This is a genomic window from Polymorphobacter sp. (assembly GCF_051860865.1).
In the GTDB taxonomy this organism is placed as follows: domain Bacteria; phylum Pseudomonadota; class Alphaproteobacteria; order Sphingomonadales; family Sphingomonadaceae; genus Sandarakinorhabdus.
This window is the reverse complement of sequence record NZ_JBIMKZ010000014.1, coordinates 3441-18186: the sequence shown is the minus strand read 5'-3', so window position 1 is coordinate 18186 and position 14746 is coordinate 3441. Positions and strand designations below refer to the sequence as shown.

Below are 14746 nucleotides of genomic sequence, written 5' to 3'. Positions count from 1 at the left end.
TATGCTGCAATGCAGTAATGGATGTGAACCAAGGGGTGCCATGCGACAGAGACGAGGAGCCCGGTGCTGCCAGATGGTGCTTGCTGCCATGGTGCTCGGCCTGTCGAGCGGACCGGCGGCGGCGACCTTGATGGTCGGCGCCGACATGCCTCCCGCCGCTCAGCCGTCGCCCGAGGCGGTTCGCCTCGCCGATGCGGACGCGGCGGCCATCGGCGCGCGTTCCGACCTGACCGATCTGGAGGCTGGTGGCATGTTGCTGGCCAGCCTGGTGTTTTCCGTCATGCTCTGGCGCGGCGTTCGCCCCGGCCGTTAAAAGGACTGATCGCAGTGCCGCCGATCCGCCATTGACGGCCGCGTGCCGGGCGTCAATGTGCCGGTGATGGAGGCATGATGGCGGCAGCAACAAGGGGACGGGGTCGGCGAGGGCCATCATGGGTGCGTCGCGGGCTGCGGCTCGTTGGCAAGCTGCTGTTGTGGGCGGTCATCCTCAGCGTCGGCTGGACACTCACCTATCGGTTCGTCCCAATTCCCTTCACCTGGCCGATGGCACGTGATGCGCTGGCCGGCCGCCATGTCAGCCGCGACTGGGTCGCGCTCGATGCCATCGCGCCGGCGCTGGCACGCTCGGTGATCGCCGCCGAGGATTCGCGCTTCTGTACCCATTCCGGCTTCGACATCGAGGCGATCGAAAAGGCGGCGGCTGGCAACGCCTCCGGCAAGAGGTTGCGCGGCGGCTCCACCATCTCGCAACAGACGGCGAAGAATGCCTTTCTCTGGCCGGGGCGCTCCTATGTCCGCAAGGCGCTGGAGGCCTGGTTCACGCTGCTGATCGAACTGATCTGGGACAAGCCCCGGATCATGGAAGTCTATTTGAACATCGCCGAGATGGGCCCGGGCATCTACGGCGCCGAAGCGGCGGCGCAGCACCATTTCGGCAAGAGCGCAGAGCGCCTCACGGCCAATGAGGCGGCGCGGCTGGCGGCGAGCCTGCCGCAGCCGCTGGTCCGCAATGCCGGGCGGCCGGGGCCCTATGTCCGCCGCCATTCGCGGACCATCGAGCGGCGGGCGGGCGTCGTCCGCCGCGATGGGCTCGACACCTGCCTGCGCTGACGGGCCTCAGAATTCGGGCAGCTTGAAGCCCGGCGGCAGCGGCATGCCGGCGGTCAGCTTGGCCATTTCGGCGCTGCCGGCCTGATCGGCCTTGGTCTTGGTGTCGTTGAAGGCCGCCGTAACGAGATCCTCAAGCATCTCCTTCGACGCCGGATCGAGCAAGGACGGGTCGATGGTCACGCCGCGCACCTGGCCGCGTGCCGTGGCGCGGATTCGCACCAGGCCGCCGCCGCTGGCCCCTTCAACCTCGATCCGGTCGAGCTCCGACTGGGCCTTCTGCATCTGCTCCTGGACGTTGCGGGCGGCGTTCATCAGTTCATCGAGACTGGGCATTGGCGTTCCTTTCGGCGGGGGGCGTATCGACGCCGAGCAGCTCGGCATCGGGAAAACGGCTGATCAGCGCCGCGACCAGAGGATCCTGACGCGCCGCCGCCGTGCGGTCGGCGGCGGCGGTCTTCTGCGCTTCGTGGAGCGTCGGGCCCCCGCCGCTGGAGCGGAAATCGACCTGCCAGTCGGTCCCGGTCCAGCCCGACAGCAGGCGCGGGATGGCGGCAAGCTGGTCCCGCCGCGCGCCGGGACCGGTCGCCAGTACCAACCGGGGTGGAGTCTCCTCGGGCGCATAGCTGACCAGCCGCAGCTCGTCGCTGAGCTGATGGGCCAGCGCCGGCTCGGTGTGCGCCTGGAACAGCGCGACCAGCCCGGCATAATCGGCGGGCAGGGCGCTAAGGGCGGCCGCCGGGGCGGGCGCCGGCGCCGAATTCCGGGCAGCAGGTGCTGGGGCAGGGGGCGCATTGGCCAGCGTCCGCAGCAACTCGCCCGGGTCGGGAAGTTCGCTGGCATGAATCAGCCGCAGCAGCGCCATCTCGGTCGCCTGCATCGGGTGCGGCGCGGCCTGAACATCGGCCAGCCCCTTGAGCAGCAACTGCCAGAGCCGGTGCAGCTTCGGCATGTCGAGCGCCGTCGCCCAGTCGGCAATCGCTTCCTGTTCCTCGCGGCTCAGCGACGGATCGACCCCGGGCGCAATCCGCTGGCGGGTAATGGCATGGACGAGGCCGAGCAGTTCGCGCAGCAGCGCCTCGGGCTCGCGGCCGAGATCATGCTGTTCGGCGAGCGCCGCGAGCATCGCCGGGGCGTCGCCAGCCAGGCACAGCCCGAACAGCGTCCGCACGGCGCCGCGATCGGCGAGGCCGAGCATGTCCCGCACCTGCGCCGCGCTGACCGTGTCCCCGCCATGCGCAATCGCCTGGTCGAGCAGCGACAGCCCGTCGCGGACCGAGCCCTCGGCGGCGCGGGCGATCAATGCCAACGCCTCTGGCTCGGCGACGATCGATTCCGCTTCGGCAATGCCGGCGAAATGGCTGACAAGCGTTTCGGCCGGCACGCGGCGCAGGTCGAAGCGCTGGCAGCGGCTGAGCACAGTGACCGGCAGCTTCTGCACCTCGGTGGTGGCGAAGATGAATTTCACATGCGGCGGCGGCTCCTCCAGCGTCTTCAACAGCGCGTTGAAGGCGTTCTTGGTGAGCATATGGACTTCATCGATGATGTAGATCTTGTAGCGCGCCGACACGGCCGCATAGCGCACCGCCTCGATGATCTCGCGCACATCATCGACGCCGGTGTTCGACGCCGCGTCCATCTCGATGACGTCCATGTGGCTGCCCGAGGCGATCTGTCGGCAATGCTCGCACTCGCCGCACGGGTCGATGGTCGGCCCGCCGCTGCCGTCCGGCCCGATGCAGTTGAGCGCCCGGGCGATGATCCGCGCCGTGCTGGTCTTGCCGACCCCGCGCACGCCGGTCAGCAGCCACGCCTGGGCAAGCCGGTCTCGCTTGATGGCATTGGCCAGCGTCTGCACCATCGCCTGCTGGCCGATCAGCCCCGAAAAGCTGCCGGGCCGGTATTTACGGGCAAGCACGCGATAGGCCGGCGGCGGCGACACAGGCGCCAGCGCCACATCTTCGCCGAAAAGGCTGGAGTCGGGTGAATCTGTCATGTCCAGAGGGTGTAGCGCGGGGAAGGGCGCGGGCAAAGCCCGCGCTGACGTCGAAGCTGTTCAGCCGGCATGGCCGGCTGCCAGCCCGGCCGCGCTTGCGCGAGTCAAGTCGCAAGCTGCGCATGCGCCTTGCCGCGCTGCGCGGTGGGAGCCGGGAACGACCCAGCACGAATTCGTTGCGGCTGCTTCCTTCCGGACCTGACCGGGTTGGCGAAGGCACTGCCCGCCCGACTCCCGCTGCGCATATGGGCGAGGCGGGCGGCGAGGGCAAGAGGCCTCAGTCGTTGGCCATCACCGTCAGCTGCTTGCCGGTGCTGCCGCCGAGGATGCCGCCATCGGTGGCGAGCAGGGTGGTCCCCTCGCCGATGATCTCGCGCAGATGGGCGAAGAACACCGGCGGAATGGCGATCTGGTCGATGGCGTCCTTCTCCACCGCCTGGCCGGCGCGCTCCTGATAGCTGGACAGGCCGAGGTAGATCCACTGGGCGCGGCCGCTGGCATCGCGCCCGGCAAACTGGGCGGCGCGCGTGCCGATCTGGAAACCATCGGGCACGCCGACCCGGCTGCGGCCGATCTCGACGCCGTTGCGGTAGACGATGATCCGCTTGTTGGCCGTGGTGAGCACAACGGTGACGGGGCCTGTCGGCGCCCGTTCCGGTGTCCAGCGCGAAACGCCGCCCTCGTCTTCAGGATCGGCCTCGTCGACCAGCGCCTGCCCCTTCGGCCCGAGCGGGGCAAGGATCGCGGCCTCGTCGACGCTCTCCGGGACCACCTTCTCGTCGACCACCACCACCGTCATGCCCATCGGGCTGGCCTCGAACAGCGCCCGGGCAAAGGCCATCGGCAGGCGGATGCAGCCATGGCTCGCCGGATAGCCCGGCAGATTGCCGGCGTGCAGCGCAATCCCGTCCCAGGTCAGCCGCTGCATATAGGGCATGGGCGCGCTGTTATAGAGGTTCGAGCGATGGTCCTTGTTCTTCTGCAGGATCTGGAACACCCCGGTCGGCGTGCGCTTGCCGGCCTTGCCGGACGAAATCGTGCTGGCGCCGATCCGCACCCCGTTGCGATAGACCCAGGCGCGCTGCGTCGAGAGATTGACGACCACCATCATCGGCCCGCTCGGGGCGATCTCGCCGTCCCAGATGAATTCGCCGGGCTTCAGTGCCAGCACCCGCGTCTCGTAGGAAGAGGGGGTGGCCGCCCCCTGCGCCAGCGCCCGGCTGGCGATCAGCGCCGGCAGCAACATCAGCGCGCTGCGGCGCGAGACGGTCATTTACGGCTCATGTCGATCACACCGGGCGGCATGCGGACATCGAGCGTATCGATGTCCGTCGTCAGCTGGATCTGGCAGGCGAGCCGCGAGCTGCGCGTGGCGCCGACGGCGAAATCCAGCATGTCCTCTTCCTCCTCGGTCGGCGGCGGCAGGCGGCCGGCATCGGCGCCGGAGATCAGCACATGGCAGGTGCTGCACGCCATCGCCCCCTCGCAACTGCCTTCGAGCGGCTGTCCGCTGGCCTGCGCCACATCCAGCAAACGGCTACCGGGAGCAGCGTCGACAGCCTGCTGGAAAGCGCCGTCAGCGGAGTGGAAGCGAATGGTCGGCATGTCGATGTCAGGCGGCCTCGTTCAGCAAAGCGGTTATCGCCTTATGAATTTGTTGCGCTGCAATATCAACCTCCGCATCGGTGGTGAAGCGCCCGAAGCCCAGCCGCAGGGCCGATTTCGCCTCGGCGTCGGACAATCCCAGCGCCGTCAGCACATGGCTCGGCCGCCCACTCAACTGCGAGCAAGCCGAGCCCGAACTCGCGGCGATGCCGGGAATGAGCGGCAGGATCGGCCGGCCGGACAAGGCCGGAAAGCCCAGGTTGAGATTGCCCGGCCAGCGCGCCTCAAGGTCGCCGTGGACACGATACGGCACGCCCAGCCCGGCCAACAGCTGGTCGCGCAGGCGCAGTGCATGGGCATGGTCCTCGGCCATGCGCGCGACGGCGATGCGGGCCGCCTCGCCCAGCCCGACGATCAGCGGTGTCGCCAGCGTGCCCGAGCGGCCATCCTCCTGCCCGCCGCCGTGCAGCAGCGGCGCGATCACCGTGAACGGCCGCCGATACAGCGCGCCGATACCCTTGGGGCCATGGACCTTGTGGGCCGTCAGGCTCAGCAGGTCGATGCCCATTGCCTCGACATCGATCGGAACCTTGCCGAAACCCTGCGCCGCGTCGCAGTGCATCACCGCGCCGGCGGCATGGGCGAGCCGGGCGATCTCGGCGACCGGCTGGATCACGCCGATCTCGTTGTTGACCAGCATCGTCGACACCAGCGCCACATCCTCGCCGAGCGCGCGTTCCATGTCGCCAAGATCGACCAGGCCATTGGCGCGCACCGGCACGATCGTCAGCTGCGCGCCGATGCCGCCCAGATACTCAGCCGTCTCCAGCACGCAGCTATGCTCGGTGGCCAGCGTCACGATACGGCGGCGGCTCTGCCCCGGCGCCATCAACAGGCCCTTCATCGCCCAGTTGACCGACTCGGTGGCGCCGCTGGTGAAGGCGATCGCCTCCACCGGGGCGTTGATCAGCCGGGCGACATGGCCGCGCGCCGTCTCCACCGCCGCCTTGGCCTCATAGCCCCAGCGGTGGGCGCTGTGCGGGTTGCCGAAATGGTCGACGCCCCAGGGCTGCATCGCCGCCGCCACCGCCGGATCGAGCGGCGTGGTCGCGCCATAGTCGAGATAGACGGGCAGGCTCATGCGGCGGCCTTCGGGCGCATCCGCGCGGCCATCGCCTCCCAGGCGTCGGCAAAGGCAGTCAGCTCGGCCTCGGTGGTGGCCGGGGACAGGCTGACGCGGATCGCTTCGGCCGCCGCCGGCCCCAGCCCCTGCGCCGCGAGCACATGGCTCGGCCCGACCTTGCCGGACGAGCAGGCCGCCCCGGCACTGACCGCGAAGCCGGCCAGGTCGAGCGCCATCAGCTGGGTCGTCGCCGCCACGCCGGGCAGCCCGAGGCTGAGAATATTCGGCAGGCGCGGCGCACGCGCACCGTGAAGCACGGCACCGGCCGCCACCAGCCGCGCGGCCAACGCGTCCCGCCGCACCGTCACCGCCGCCCAGTCGGGCGGGGCGGCCAGCTGGGCGTCGATCGCCGCAGCCCAGCCGGCAAGGCCCGGCAGATTGGGCGTGCCGGCACGGAAGCCGCGCTCCTGCGCGCCCACCCGCCCCGCCAGCGGTGCCGAGGGGGCGACGATCAGCGCACCGGCGCCCATCGGTCCGCCGGTCTTGTGGGCCGAAATCGCGACATAGTCGGCATCCGGCAACGGCAGCTTGCCGGCAGACTGGACAGCATCGACAAGCAACAGGCTGCCGGCGGCGCGCACCATCGCGGCAATATCGGCGATCGGCTGGATCACCCCGGTCTCGTTGTTGGCATGCTGCACGGCGACCAGCGCCGGCCCCTCCCTGAGCGCGTCATCGAGCGCGGCGAAATCGATCAGGCCGTCGCCATCGACCGGCAGCAGCATCTCGGCACCCCATGACAGCACCGCCGCATGCTCGGTGGCCCCCGCCACCAGCCGCAACCCGCACCCGGCGATGGCGATCGACAGCGCCTCGGTGCCGCCGCTGGTGAAGATGATCCGGTCGGCCGCGCGGCCCGTCCACCCCGCCAGAACGGTGCGCGCTCGCTCCAGCACCCCATGCGCGCGCTGGCCCTGATGATGCACCGAGGCGGGGTTGCCCGGCATGCCGGCGGCCTCGGCCATGGCGGCAATCGCCTCGGGCCAGGCCGGGGTGGTGGCGGCATGGTCGAGGTAGACGCGGCTTTTCATTGCGATTCCGCTCATAGGGCCTCTATAACGCGCCGTTCTCTTCCGCACAGCCCGAAAGCCTTTGATCGCCTTATGCCCGAAGTCATCTTTCCCGGCCCCGAGGGCCGACTCGAAGGGCGCTACCAGCCCGCCTCCAAGCCTCGTGCGCCGGTGGCGATCCTGCTGCAGCCCCATCCGGCGCAGGGCACGATGAACCACCCGATCGTCATGGCGATGTACAACAGCTTCGTGAAGCGCGGCTTTGCGACGCTGCGCTTCAATTTCCGGGGCGTCGGCCGCAGCCAGGGCGTATTCGACAATGGCATCGGCGAACTGTCGGACGCCGCCAGCGCGCTCGACTGGATGCAGCAGTTCAACCCGGAAGCACACACCACCTGGGTCGGCGGCTTCTCCTTCGGCGCCTGGATCGGCATGCAGCTGCTGATGCGGCGACCCGAGATCAAGGGCTTCATCTCCATCGCGCCGCCGGCGAACATGTATGATTTCAGCTTCCTCGCCCCCTGCCCGTCATCGGGCATCATCGTCGATGGCGAAGCGGACGAGGTGGTCCCCGGCGCCGCAGTGCTGAAGCTGGTCGAAAAGCTGAAGACCCAGCGCCACATTACCATCGAGCACCAGACAATCCCCGGCGCCAACCATTTCTTCCAGAACGAAATGGATCTGCTGATGGGCTCGGTCGACGGCTACCTCGACATGCGACTGGCCAACGGCGGCCGCTAGGCGGCATCGCCATTCAGCCGACGTGCGCTTCCGGCGGACGTGGCGGCAACAAGATGCCTCCGGCGGCTGGGGCCGCAGGCCCCAGACCCCGACAATCTGGCCTTGGCGTGGCGACGGCCTAAGGTCCTGGGGGATCAACTAAGCTGTAGAATCATAAAGCCGAACGGCTGACACTGGGTGGTTACCTGCCGTTCGCTGTCACCCTTCGCCTACGCAGGCTCTTGAAACCGAGAGCCACGAAATACACCACCGGACAAAGGAACATTAGCATCGCTGCGGGAACGGTGGCCCATCCCGTGAGACCATCGATGTCTGGTTCATTCGCGGCCATCAGCATGATCGCGGTGGCCCCTCGCACAAATGCGTAGGTAACGGGCACAAGAAGGAAGTGAAGAAGCCAACCGTACCGGGCTCCTTTAGAGCCGAACCAGAAGGTTATCGCTAAGATGGGTGGGGACAGTGTCGCGACCATCAGGCCGGAAAACCAAACGGTGAACCCCACGGAAGTTAGCGTGTCACGATAGTAGATCGCGATGTTATCCGGTCGCATTCCAAGAGCAGCGAAAGAGGCCGCGACAGCAGCGGTAACCAGTGCCGCAAGCGCAATCCCCCGCACCCGTGGTTGTTTCTGCATCAACCCACCCCTTCCGAACAGGTATGGTTCCCGCAAACGTGGCTGTCCGCAAGTGGGCGTTAACGGTCGTTCCCGTTTATGAGTTCACGGCCTAAATCACTGGGGTCTGGGGCCTGCGGCCCCAGCCGCCGGAGGCATTTTTACTTCCCGCTGGAGGCTCTCCTTTCTTGCCGCCTAAGCCGCGCGGCGCCCGCCGGTTATCGCGGCGGGAACGCCGGTGGTTTCCGGCCAGCTGAGCGGTAGCCCGCGCTCGGCGCGGACGGCCAGCCAGCCGAAGGCTTCGGCTTCGAGGGCGTCGCCGTCCCAGCCTACCGCCTCGACGGGCACCGTCGGCACGCCGGTGCGGGCCTCGATCATCGCCATCAGCACCGGGTTGTGGCGGCCGCCGCCGGTGACCAGCAGGCGTTCGAGCGGCGGCACATGGCCGAGTGCCAGACGGACGGTCTCGGCAGTGAAGGCGGTGAGCGTGGCGGCGCCGTCCGCTGGGGAGAGCGTGCGCACCGCGCCGATATCGAAATCGTCGCGGTCGAGCGATTTGGGGGGCGGCGCGTCGAACCAGGGCAGGTCGAGCATCGCGGTGAGGATCGTTTCCTGGACGCTGCCGGCGCCGGCCAGCGCGCCGTTCTTGTCATAGCCGCCGCGGCCGGCGGCGCGGACCCAGTCATCGATCAGGGCATTGGCCGGGCCGGTGTCGAAGCTGCCCCAGTCGTGCTCGCTGAACCAGGTCAGGTTGCCGACGCCGCCGAGGTTGAGCACGCCGAGCGGCCGGCCCAGCCCGGTCGAGCGAGCGCGGTGATAGCCGGGTGCCAGCGGCGCGCCCTGGCCGCCGGCGGCAACATCGGCCGAGCGGAAATCATGGATCACCGGCCGGCCGGTGGCGGCGGCCAGCCGCGCCGCATCGCCGGTCTGCCAGGTCCAGCCGGCAGCCGGGCGATGGGCGATGGTCTGGCCGTGGAAGCCGATCAGCGCCACCGAATCGAGCGGCGTGCCGGTGGCGGCGCAGAGGCGCTGCACGGCCAGCGCGTGGAGGTCGGCGAGTTCGGCGGACAGCGCATCGATCACCGGGTCGGGTCCGGGGTGGTCCATGGCGAGCGCCCGGGCGCAGGCGTCGCCGATGCGCGCCTGGGTTTCGGCCGCATAGGGCAGGGTCAGGAAGCCGCGCGGCACGACATGCGCCTCGCCATCGGTTTCGAGCAGCGCGGCGTCGATGCCGTCGCGCGAGGTGCCGGACATCAGGCCGAGAACGAGAAGGGGTCGCATGGCCATACGCTAGCGGCTTGGCGAGGGCCTGTCATGCGGGCTATGGCGTCGCGTCATGACCTACGCCTCCTCACTCCTCCGCACGCTCGAAGCACGCGGCTTCATCCATCAGCTCACCGACGCGGCCGCGCTCGATGCGGCGGCGGCGAAGGGGTCGATCACCGCCTATATCGGCTTCGATTGCACGGGGCCGAGCCTGCATATCGGCCATCTGGTGTCGATCATGATGCTCCGCCATCTTCAGTCCGCCGGCCACCGGCCGATCGTGGTGATGGGCGGCGGCACCACCAAGGTCGGCGATCCGAGCGGCAAGGACGATGCGCGCCAGCTGCTCGATGACCGCCAGATCGCCGCCAACATGGCGAGCATCCGCACGGCGTTCGAGAATTTCGTCCGCTTCGGCGAGAGCGGGTCGGACGCGATCATGGTCAACAATGACGAGTGGCTGTCGACGCTCCAATACATCCCCTTCCTGCGCGATATCGGCCGGCATTTCTCGATCAACCGGATGCTGACCTTCGACAGCGTCAAGCTGCGGCTCGACCGCGAGCAGCCGCTGAGCTTCCTCGAATTCAACTATATGATCCTGCAGGCCTATGATTATCTGGAGCTCAACCGCCGCTATGGCTGCGTGCTGCAGATGGGCGGCAGCGACCAATGGGGCAATATCGTCAACGGCACCGACCTGATCCGCCGCGTCGACGGACGCGAGGCCTGGGGGCTGACGACGCCGCTGATCACCCGCGCCGATGGCAGCAAGATGGGCAAGACGGCGGCCGGCGCGGTCTGGCTCAACGAGGACATGCTGCCGAGCTTCGATTACTGGCAATTCTGGCGCAACACCGATGACCGTGATGTCGGCCGCTTCCTCAAGCTGTTCACCGATCTCGGGCTCGACGAGATCGAGACGGTGCTGGCCGGCGACATCAACGCCGCCAAGATCCGCTTGGCCACCGAAGCCACGGCGCTGTGCCGTGGCCGCGCCGCGGCCGAAACGGCGGCCGCCACGGCCGCGGCCACCTTCGGCGGTGGCAGCGGCGAGGCCCTGCCGAAATTCGCGGTAACCGGCCCGGTGACCATCCTCGATGCGCTGGTCGGCCTCGGCTTTGCCGCCAGCAAGGGCGAGGCGCGGCGGCTGGTGGCCGGCGGCGGCGCCCGGGTGGACGGCGAGGCGGTGGCGGACGAAGGTGTGATGGTCAGTGTCGGCGCCCGGATTTCGGCGGGCAAGAAGCGGCACGGGATGCTCATCGACGGCTAGGCGCCGGGGACTTCCTGTCGTTACGCGTCCGGCCCCAGCATCTTTGCCGGGTCGACGATCCGGTCATAGTCGTCGGCGCTGACCTTGCCGCTGGCGATGGCGGCGTCGCGCAGCGTCGATCCCTGCTGATGGGCGGTCTTGGCGATCTTGGCGGCCGCGTCATAGCCGATCGACGGGGCGAGTGCGGTCACCAGCATCAGCGAATTGTCGAGGCCACGGGCGATGTTGTCCCGTCGCGGCTCCAGCCCGGCAAGCAGATGCGCGGTGAAGCTGTTGGCCGCGTCGCCCAGCAGCCGCACGCTCTGGAGAAAGGCATGGGCCATCACCGGCCGATAGACGTTCAGCTCGAACTGGCCCTGGCTGTTGGCGAAGGTCAGCGTCGCGTGGTTGCCGAACAGCTGCGCACAGACCTGCGTCAGCGCCTCCACCTGTGTCGGGTTTACCTTGCCCGGCATGATCGAGCTGCCAGGCTCATTTTCCGGCAGCGCCAGCTCCCCCAGCCCCGATCGCGGGCCTGAGCCGAGCAGCCGGATGTCACTGGCGATCTTGTACAGGCTGGTGGCCAGCGCATTGAGCGCGCCGTGCAGGAACAGCAGGGCATCCTGCCCGGCGAGGCCCGCGAACTTGTTGGGCATGGTGACAAACGGCAGGCCGGTCATCGCGGCGATCTCCGCCGCCACGCCCTCGGCGAACCCGCGCGGCGCGTTCAACCCGGTGCCGACGGCGGTGCCGCCTTGCGCCAGTTCATGGACACCGGGCAGCGCCAGCTCGATGCGCGCGATACCGGCGCCGACCTGGGCGGCATAGCCGGAGAACTCCTGGCCCAGTGTCAGCGGCGTCGCGTCCTGGGTGTGGGTCCGGCCGATCTTGATGACGTCGGCCCAGAGCGCGGCCTTGCGCGCGAGCGCGGCGTGCATCGCCTTGAGCGCCGGCAACAGCGCGCGGGTAACTTGACCGGCGGCGGCGATGTGAAGCGCGGTGGGGAAGGTGTCGTTAGAGGACTGGCTCAGATTGACATGGTCATTCGGATGGACGGGGGCCTTTTCGCCGCGCCGGCCGCCGAGCGCCTCGTTGGCGCGGTTGGCGATGACCTCGTTGGCGTTCATGTTCGTCTGCGTGCCCGAGCCGGTCTGCCAGACGACCAGCGGAAACTCGGCATCGAGGCTGCCATCGGCGACCTCGGCGGCGGCGCTGGCGATGGCATCGGCCAGCCGGCCATCGAGCACGCCCAGCCGCGCATTGGTCCGCGCTGCCGCGCCCTTGATCGTGCCGAGCGCATGGATGATCGGCAGCGGCATGCGGTCGGTGCCGATCCGGAAGTTCTCGAGGCTGCGCTGCGTCTGGGCGCCCCAGAGGCGGTCGGCCGGGACCTCGATCGGGCCCATCGTGTCGGTCTCAATGCGGGTTGCGGGCATGATCATCACTCCGTCATTTGCCCGACTGTAACCCGAATTGCCCTTTGGGCGCACATCGATAAGGTTAGGAAGGTGAGGCCAAGAACGAGGGTGGCAATGGCAGGATCAGAGGGCGGGTGCGTGATCTGCCGGGCGGCGGCCGAGCCTGCCGATCCGGGGCGGCGGACGATGCTCAAGACGGCGATGGTCGCGCACGCGGTGGCGCTGGGCACGCTCGGGGCCGGGCAGGCGGCGGCCCGCGAGGCGCTGCCGCGCGGGCGCTTCGTCATCGAGGCCGGGGCGGCGCTGCTCGAGCAGGCCGATGGCTCGGTGGCGGTGCGCCATGGCGTCTCCGTGCTGGTCGACAGTGACAGGATCGAGGCGGTCAGCGAGGCCCCGATGGCCGGGGACCTGCCGCGGGTGCGGGTGCCGGGCGACCTGCTGCTGCCGGGCTTCATCTCCGGCCATACCCATGCCTGTTCGGCGACGCCGACGCGCGGGATCATCGAGGGCGGGCGGTCCTTTGCCAGGCCCCTCGAAGTCGTTGAAATGCTTGACGATAATGCTCTCGATGCGCTGACGGCCTATAATGTCGCCGAGCTGCTGCTGTCGGGATGCACCACCCATGTCGAGATGTCCCTGTCGTTGCGGCAGGCCGAAAGCTATGTGCGCGTCGCCGAGAAATGGGGGGTGCGCGGCTATCCCGGCGGAATGATCCCCGGCATCGCGACGCTGTTTCCGATCTGGTTCCGCGCCGATGACCAGGTGTTGCGCGACGCCGAGCCGGGCCTCCTGGCCGAAATTGCCGCCGCCCTCGATTTCGGGCGCCGGCACCGGGGCAAGAGCAATGGTCGCATCCGGCCGATGATGGCGCCGCATGCCACCGACACCCAGACCCCGGCGACCATGAAGGCGCTCGCCGCCGCCGCCCGGGAGCTGGGCACCGGCATCCATATCCATCTCGCCCAGCGCAGCGGCGAGCCCGAGGTCACAGCGCGGTTATGGGGCGTCTCGCCGACCCGCTTCTGCGCCGACCATGGGCTGATGGACGGCCCGTTCTTCGCCGCCCATCTGTCCGCGTTCGACTTTGCAACCGACGCGCCGCTGTTCAACAGCAAGGGCGCCGTCTACGCGCACTGCCCCTCGGCCAGCGGCGCCGGCGGCGACACCCAGCCCTGGCCCGAGGCATTGGCGGCCGGCATGCGGACCAACATCGGCATCGATACCCATTCCAACGACTATCTCGAGAATCTGAAGCTCTCGGTCCTCTACGGCCAGGCGCGGCATTCGCTGCTCGGGCCGCGCGAGGGCAAATCCGTCAACCCCACCATATGGAACGCCATCGACAGCGCCACCCGGATCGCCGCCGACGGCCTGCGCCGCCCCGATCTCGGCCGGATCAAGCCCGGGGCCAAAGCCGACCTGATCACCGTCGATGTCAGCGGCTACCTCGTCGGCGGCGGCGCCATGCCCCCCGAACCGCTCAACAACCTGCTCTACGCCAATGGCAAATCCGTCCGCCACGTCATGACCGACGGGATCTTCCAGGTCTGGGACGGCACCCTGGTCGTCGATGACCCGGCCCGCGTCGCCGCCGCCGGCGGCGCTGCCGTCCGCCGCATCTGGGACCACCTCGCCGCCGAGGGCTGGTTCAAGGCCTAGGGCTTCATCTTCGTTCCTTTGTCACTTCGGCGAAACCCCAACCCCCCTTACGTCACAACCTCAATTCTGTGCCATCGGCCTTGACGGCGGACAACCAAATGAATCAAGCGCATCTCGGTCCGAGAACACTCGAATTTTAGCACCTCAACCAGGGGCAGCAAATCTAGAAAGCGGGCTGTAATTAAAAGCTGCCTCAATCACTCCATTTTGTCGCACTTTGAACACGATCCAACTATCCGATATGTGAATAAAACTAAAGAAAATATAATAGTATCCATCATTACCCTTGGCAATTCTCTCAAGAGATATTTCGTAACCTATATTTGCGTATGATGCTCGTTCATAGCACCTGTTGATTAAGCTGACAGCGTTTTGAAGGGAAACTGTCTCCTGATAATCAGTCAGCTTTGGAGTAGCCTCTGTTATGCGTTCTAATTTGTCGGGAAATCCTTTGCATTTATCATCAGAGTTGCACGATACTAATAATACGATAGGCGCTAAGCTAACAATTGATACTTTTCGAATTAAACAATTGATCACATTGAACCTCCTAATCTTATAACTTTCTTAATATGATCACGTTATTTTCTCCTTGTCATCTGGCAAAAGATATTCTCCTAAATTTGCGCCGATGAAGGTTGTTCGCGTCGCGATATTTACGGCCATCAAAAGGGATGGGCTGCGGGCATCACTTCCGGCGTGCTGATGTTTGCCTTTGCCATCTGGATATGGCGACGGCAGATCATCAAGTATCCGGATGACACTTGGAAGGCTCACCCCTAACCAATTTGTCCACGCCGCCGAGGCGCTTTAAGCCGTAATCATGTGCCTCCGGCAGCAAGAAGAAGCCTCCGGCGGCAAGAGAAGGTGCCTCCGGCGGGGGGGGGGGGGGGGGG

Annotated in this window: 13 protein-coding genes and 1 other RNA gene; 5 read left to right on the top strand and 9 right to left on the bottom strand. The window is 67.5% G+C overall.

Annotated elements, in window-relative coordinates:
• Nucleotides 1-73 precede the first annotated feature (73 nt).
• Nucleotides 74-313 carry a hypothetical protein gene (locus tag ACTIFJ_RS04240; RefSeq protein WP_439532844.1) on the top strand — a complete coding sequence of 80 codons (240 nt, stop codon included), beginning with the start codon at nucleotides 74-76 and terminating at the stop codon, nucleotides 311-313.
• Nucleotides 314-435: 122 nt separating this feature from the next.
• Nucleotides 436-1110, top strand: a complete 675-nt coding sequence (mtgA, locus tag ACTIFJ_RS04235) for a monofunctional biosynthetic peptidoglycan transglycosylase (RefSeq protein WP_439532843.1) — start codon at nucleotides 436-438, stop codon at nucleotides 1108-1110.
• A 6-nt stretch (nucleotides 1111-1116) separates the two neighbouring features.
• Here the strand turns inward: mtgA and ACTIFJ_RS04230 are convergent, their stop codons facing one another.
• The 7 genes from ACTIFJ_RS04230 to ACTIFJ_RS04200 all read right to left on the bottom strand — a co-directional run bounded on the left by ACTIFJ_RS04230 (nucleotide 1117) and on the right by ACTIFJ_RS04200 (nucleotide 6922).
• Nucleotides 1117-1443: a YbaB/EbfC family nucleoid-associated protein gene (locus ACTIFJ_RS04230; RefSeq protein WP_439532842.1), complete on the bottom strand. Its 327-nt coding sequence runs from the start codon at nucleotides 1441-1443 to the stop codon at nucleotides 1117-1119.
• The gene (locus tag ACTIFJ_RS04225) at nucleotides 1427-3103 is read right to left on the bottom strand and encodes a DNA polymerase III subunit gamma/tau (RefSeq protein WP_439532841.1); all 1677 of its coding nucleotides are present in this window, start codon (nucleotides 3101-3103) and stop codon (nucleotides 1427-1429) included. The genes ACTIFJ_RS04230 and ACTIFJ_RS04225 overlap by 17 nt, the downstream gene beginning before the upstream one ends.
• A 147-nt stretch (nucleotides 3104-3250) precedes the next feature.
• An RNA gene (ffs, locus tag ACTIFJ_RS04220) (signal recognition particle sRNA small type) lies at nucleotides 3251-3341 on the bottom strand.
• A 39-nt stretch (nucleotides 3342-3380) separates the two neighbouring features.
• Nucleotides 3381-4376, bottom strand: coding sequence for a L,D-transpeptidase (locus ACTIFJ_RS04215; protein WP_439532840.1), 996 nt, complete (start codon nucleotides 4374-4376; stop codon nucleotides 3381-3383).
• Nucleotides 4373-4708: a 2Fe-2S iron-sulfur cluster-binding protein gene (locus ACTIFJ_RS04210; protein WP_439532839.1), complete on the bottom strand. Its 336-nt coding sequence runs from the start codon at nucleotides 4706-4708 to the stop codon at nucleotides 4373-4375. Before ACTIFJ_RS04210 ends, ACTIFJ_RS04215 begins: the two co-directional genes overlap by 4 nt.
• Nucleotides 4709-4715: 7 nt before the next feature.
• On the bottom strand, nucleotides 4716-5849 hold the full coding sequence (locus ACTIFJ_RS04205; RefSeq protein ID WP_439532838.1) for a cysteine desulfurase family protein: 1134 nt from the start codon (nucleotides 5847-5849) through the stop codon (nucleotides 4716-4718).
• A complete protein-coding gene (locus ACTIFJ_RS04200; RefSeq protein ID WP_439532837.1) occupies nucleotides 5846-6922 on the bottom strand; it encodes a cysteine desulfurase family protein in 1077 nt (358 codons plus the stop codon). The genes ACTIFJ_RS04205 and ACTIFJ_RS04200 overlap by 4 nt, the downstream gene beginning before the upstream one ends.
• A gap of 72 nt (nucleotides 6923-6994) precedes the next feature.
• On the opposite strand from ACTIFJ_RS04200, the gene ACTIFJ_RS04195 reads away from it, so the two are divergent.
• A complete protein-coding gene (locus ACTIFJ_RS04195; protein ID WP_439532836.1) occupies nucleotides 6995-7642 on the top strand; it encodes an alpha/beta hydrolase in 648 nt (215 codons plus the stop codon).
• 808 nt (nucleotides 7643-8450) lie between these two features.
• Here ACTIFJ_RS04195 and ACTIFJ_RS04190 read toward each other — a convergent pair.
• Complete coding sequence (locus ACTIFJ_RS04190; RefSeq protein ID WP_439532835.1) at nucleotides 8451-9536, bottom strand: anhydro-N-acetylmuramic acid kinase; 1086 nt, start codon at nucleotides 9534-9536, stop codon at nucleotides 8451-8453.
• A gap of 55 nt (nucleotides 9537-9591) precedes the next feature.
• Here ACTIFJ_RS04190 and tyrS point away from each other — a divergent pair, with 55 nt between their 5' ends.
• On the top strand, nucleotides 9592-10794 hold the full coding sequence (tyrS, locus tag ACTIFJ_RS04185) for a tyrosine--tRNA ligase (RefSeq protein ID WP_439532834.1): 1203 nt from the start codon (nucleotides 9592-9594) through the stop codon (nucleotides 10792-10794).
• 20 nt (nucleotides 10795-10814) lie between these two features.
• Here the strand turns inward: tyrS and fumC are convergent, their stop codons facing one another.
• A complete protein-coding gene (fumC, locus tag ACTIFJ_RS04180; RefSeq protein WP_439532883.1) occupies nucleotides 10815-12209 on the bottom strand; it encodes a class II fumarate hydratase in 1395 nt (464 codons plus the stop codon).
• 96 nt (nucleotides 12210-12305) lie between these two features.
• On the opposite strand from fumC, the gene ACTIFJ_RS04175 reads away from it, so the two are divergent.
• A complete protein-coding gene (locus tag ACTIFJ_RS04175; protein WP_439532833.1) occupies nucleotides 12306-13850 on the top strand; it encodes an amidohydrolase family protein in 1545 nt (514 codons plus the stop codon).
• The last annotated feature ends 896 nt before the right edge of the window (nucleotides 13851-14746 follow it).

What these genes read in the sequence shown, in the direction of transcription:
- ACTIFJ_RS04240 (WP_439532844.1), top strand. Translation starts at nt 74, where the DNA reads ATGGTGCTTGCTGCCATGGTGCTCGGCCTGTCGAGCGGACCGGCGGCG.
- ACTIFJ_RS04230 (WP_439532842.1), bottom strand. Translation starts at nt 1,443, where the DNA reads ATGCCCAGTCTCGATGAACTGATGAACGCCGCCCGCAACGTCCAGGAG.
- ACTIFJ_RS04225 (WP_439532841.1), bottom strand. Translation starts at nt 3,103, where the DNA reads ATGACAGATTCACCCGACTCCAGCCTTTTCGGCGAAGATGTGGCGCTG.
- ACTIFJ_RS04215 (WP_439532840.1), bottom strand. Translation starts at nt 4,376, where the DNA reads ATGACCGTCTCGCGCCGCAGCGCGCTGATGTTGCTGCCGGCGCTGATC.
- ACTIFJ_RS04210 (WP_439532839.1), bottom strand. Translation starts at nt 4,708, where the DNA reads ATGCCGACCATTCGCTTCCACTCCGCTGACGGCGCTTTCCAGCAGGCT.
- ACTIFJ_RS04205 (WP_439532838.1), bottom strand. Translation starts at nt 5,849, where the DNA reads ATGAGCCTGCCCGTCTATCTCGACTATGGCGCGACCACGCCGCTCGAT.
- ACTIFJ_RS04200 (WP_439532837.1), bottom strand. Translation starts at nt 6,922, where the DNA reads ATGAAAAGCCGCGTCTACCTCGACCATGCCGCCACCACCCCGGCCTGG.
- ACTIFJ_RS04195 (WP_439532836.1), top strand. Translation starts at nt 6,995, where the DNA reads ATGCCCGAAGTCATCTTTCCCGGCCCCGAGGGCCGACTCGAAGGGCGC.
- ACTIFJ_RS04190 (WP_439532835.1), bottom strand. Translation starts at nt 9,536, where the DNA reads ATGCGACCCCTTCTCGTTCTCGGCCTGATGTCCGGCACCTCGCGCGAC.
- tyrS (WP_439532834.1), top strand. Translation starts at nt 9,592, where the DNA reads ATGACCTACGCCTCCTCACTCCTCCGCACGCTCGAAGCACGCGGCTTC.
- fumC (WP_439532883.1), bottom strand. Translation starts at nt 12,209, where the DNA reads ATGCCCGCAACCCGCATTGAGACCGACACGATGGGCCCGATCGAGGTC.
- ACTIFJ_RS04175 (WP_439532833.1), top strand. Translation starts at nt 12,306, where the DNA reads ATGGCAGGATCAGAGGGCGGGTGCGTGATCTGCCGGGCGGCGGCCGAG.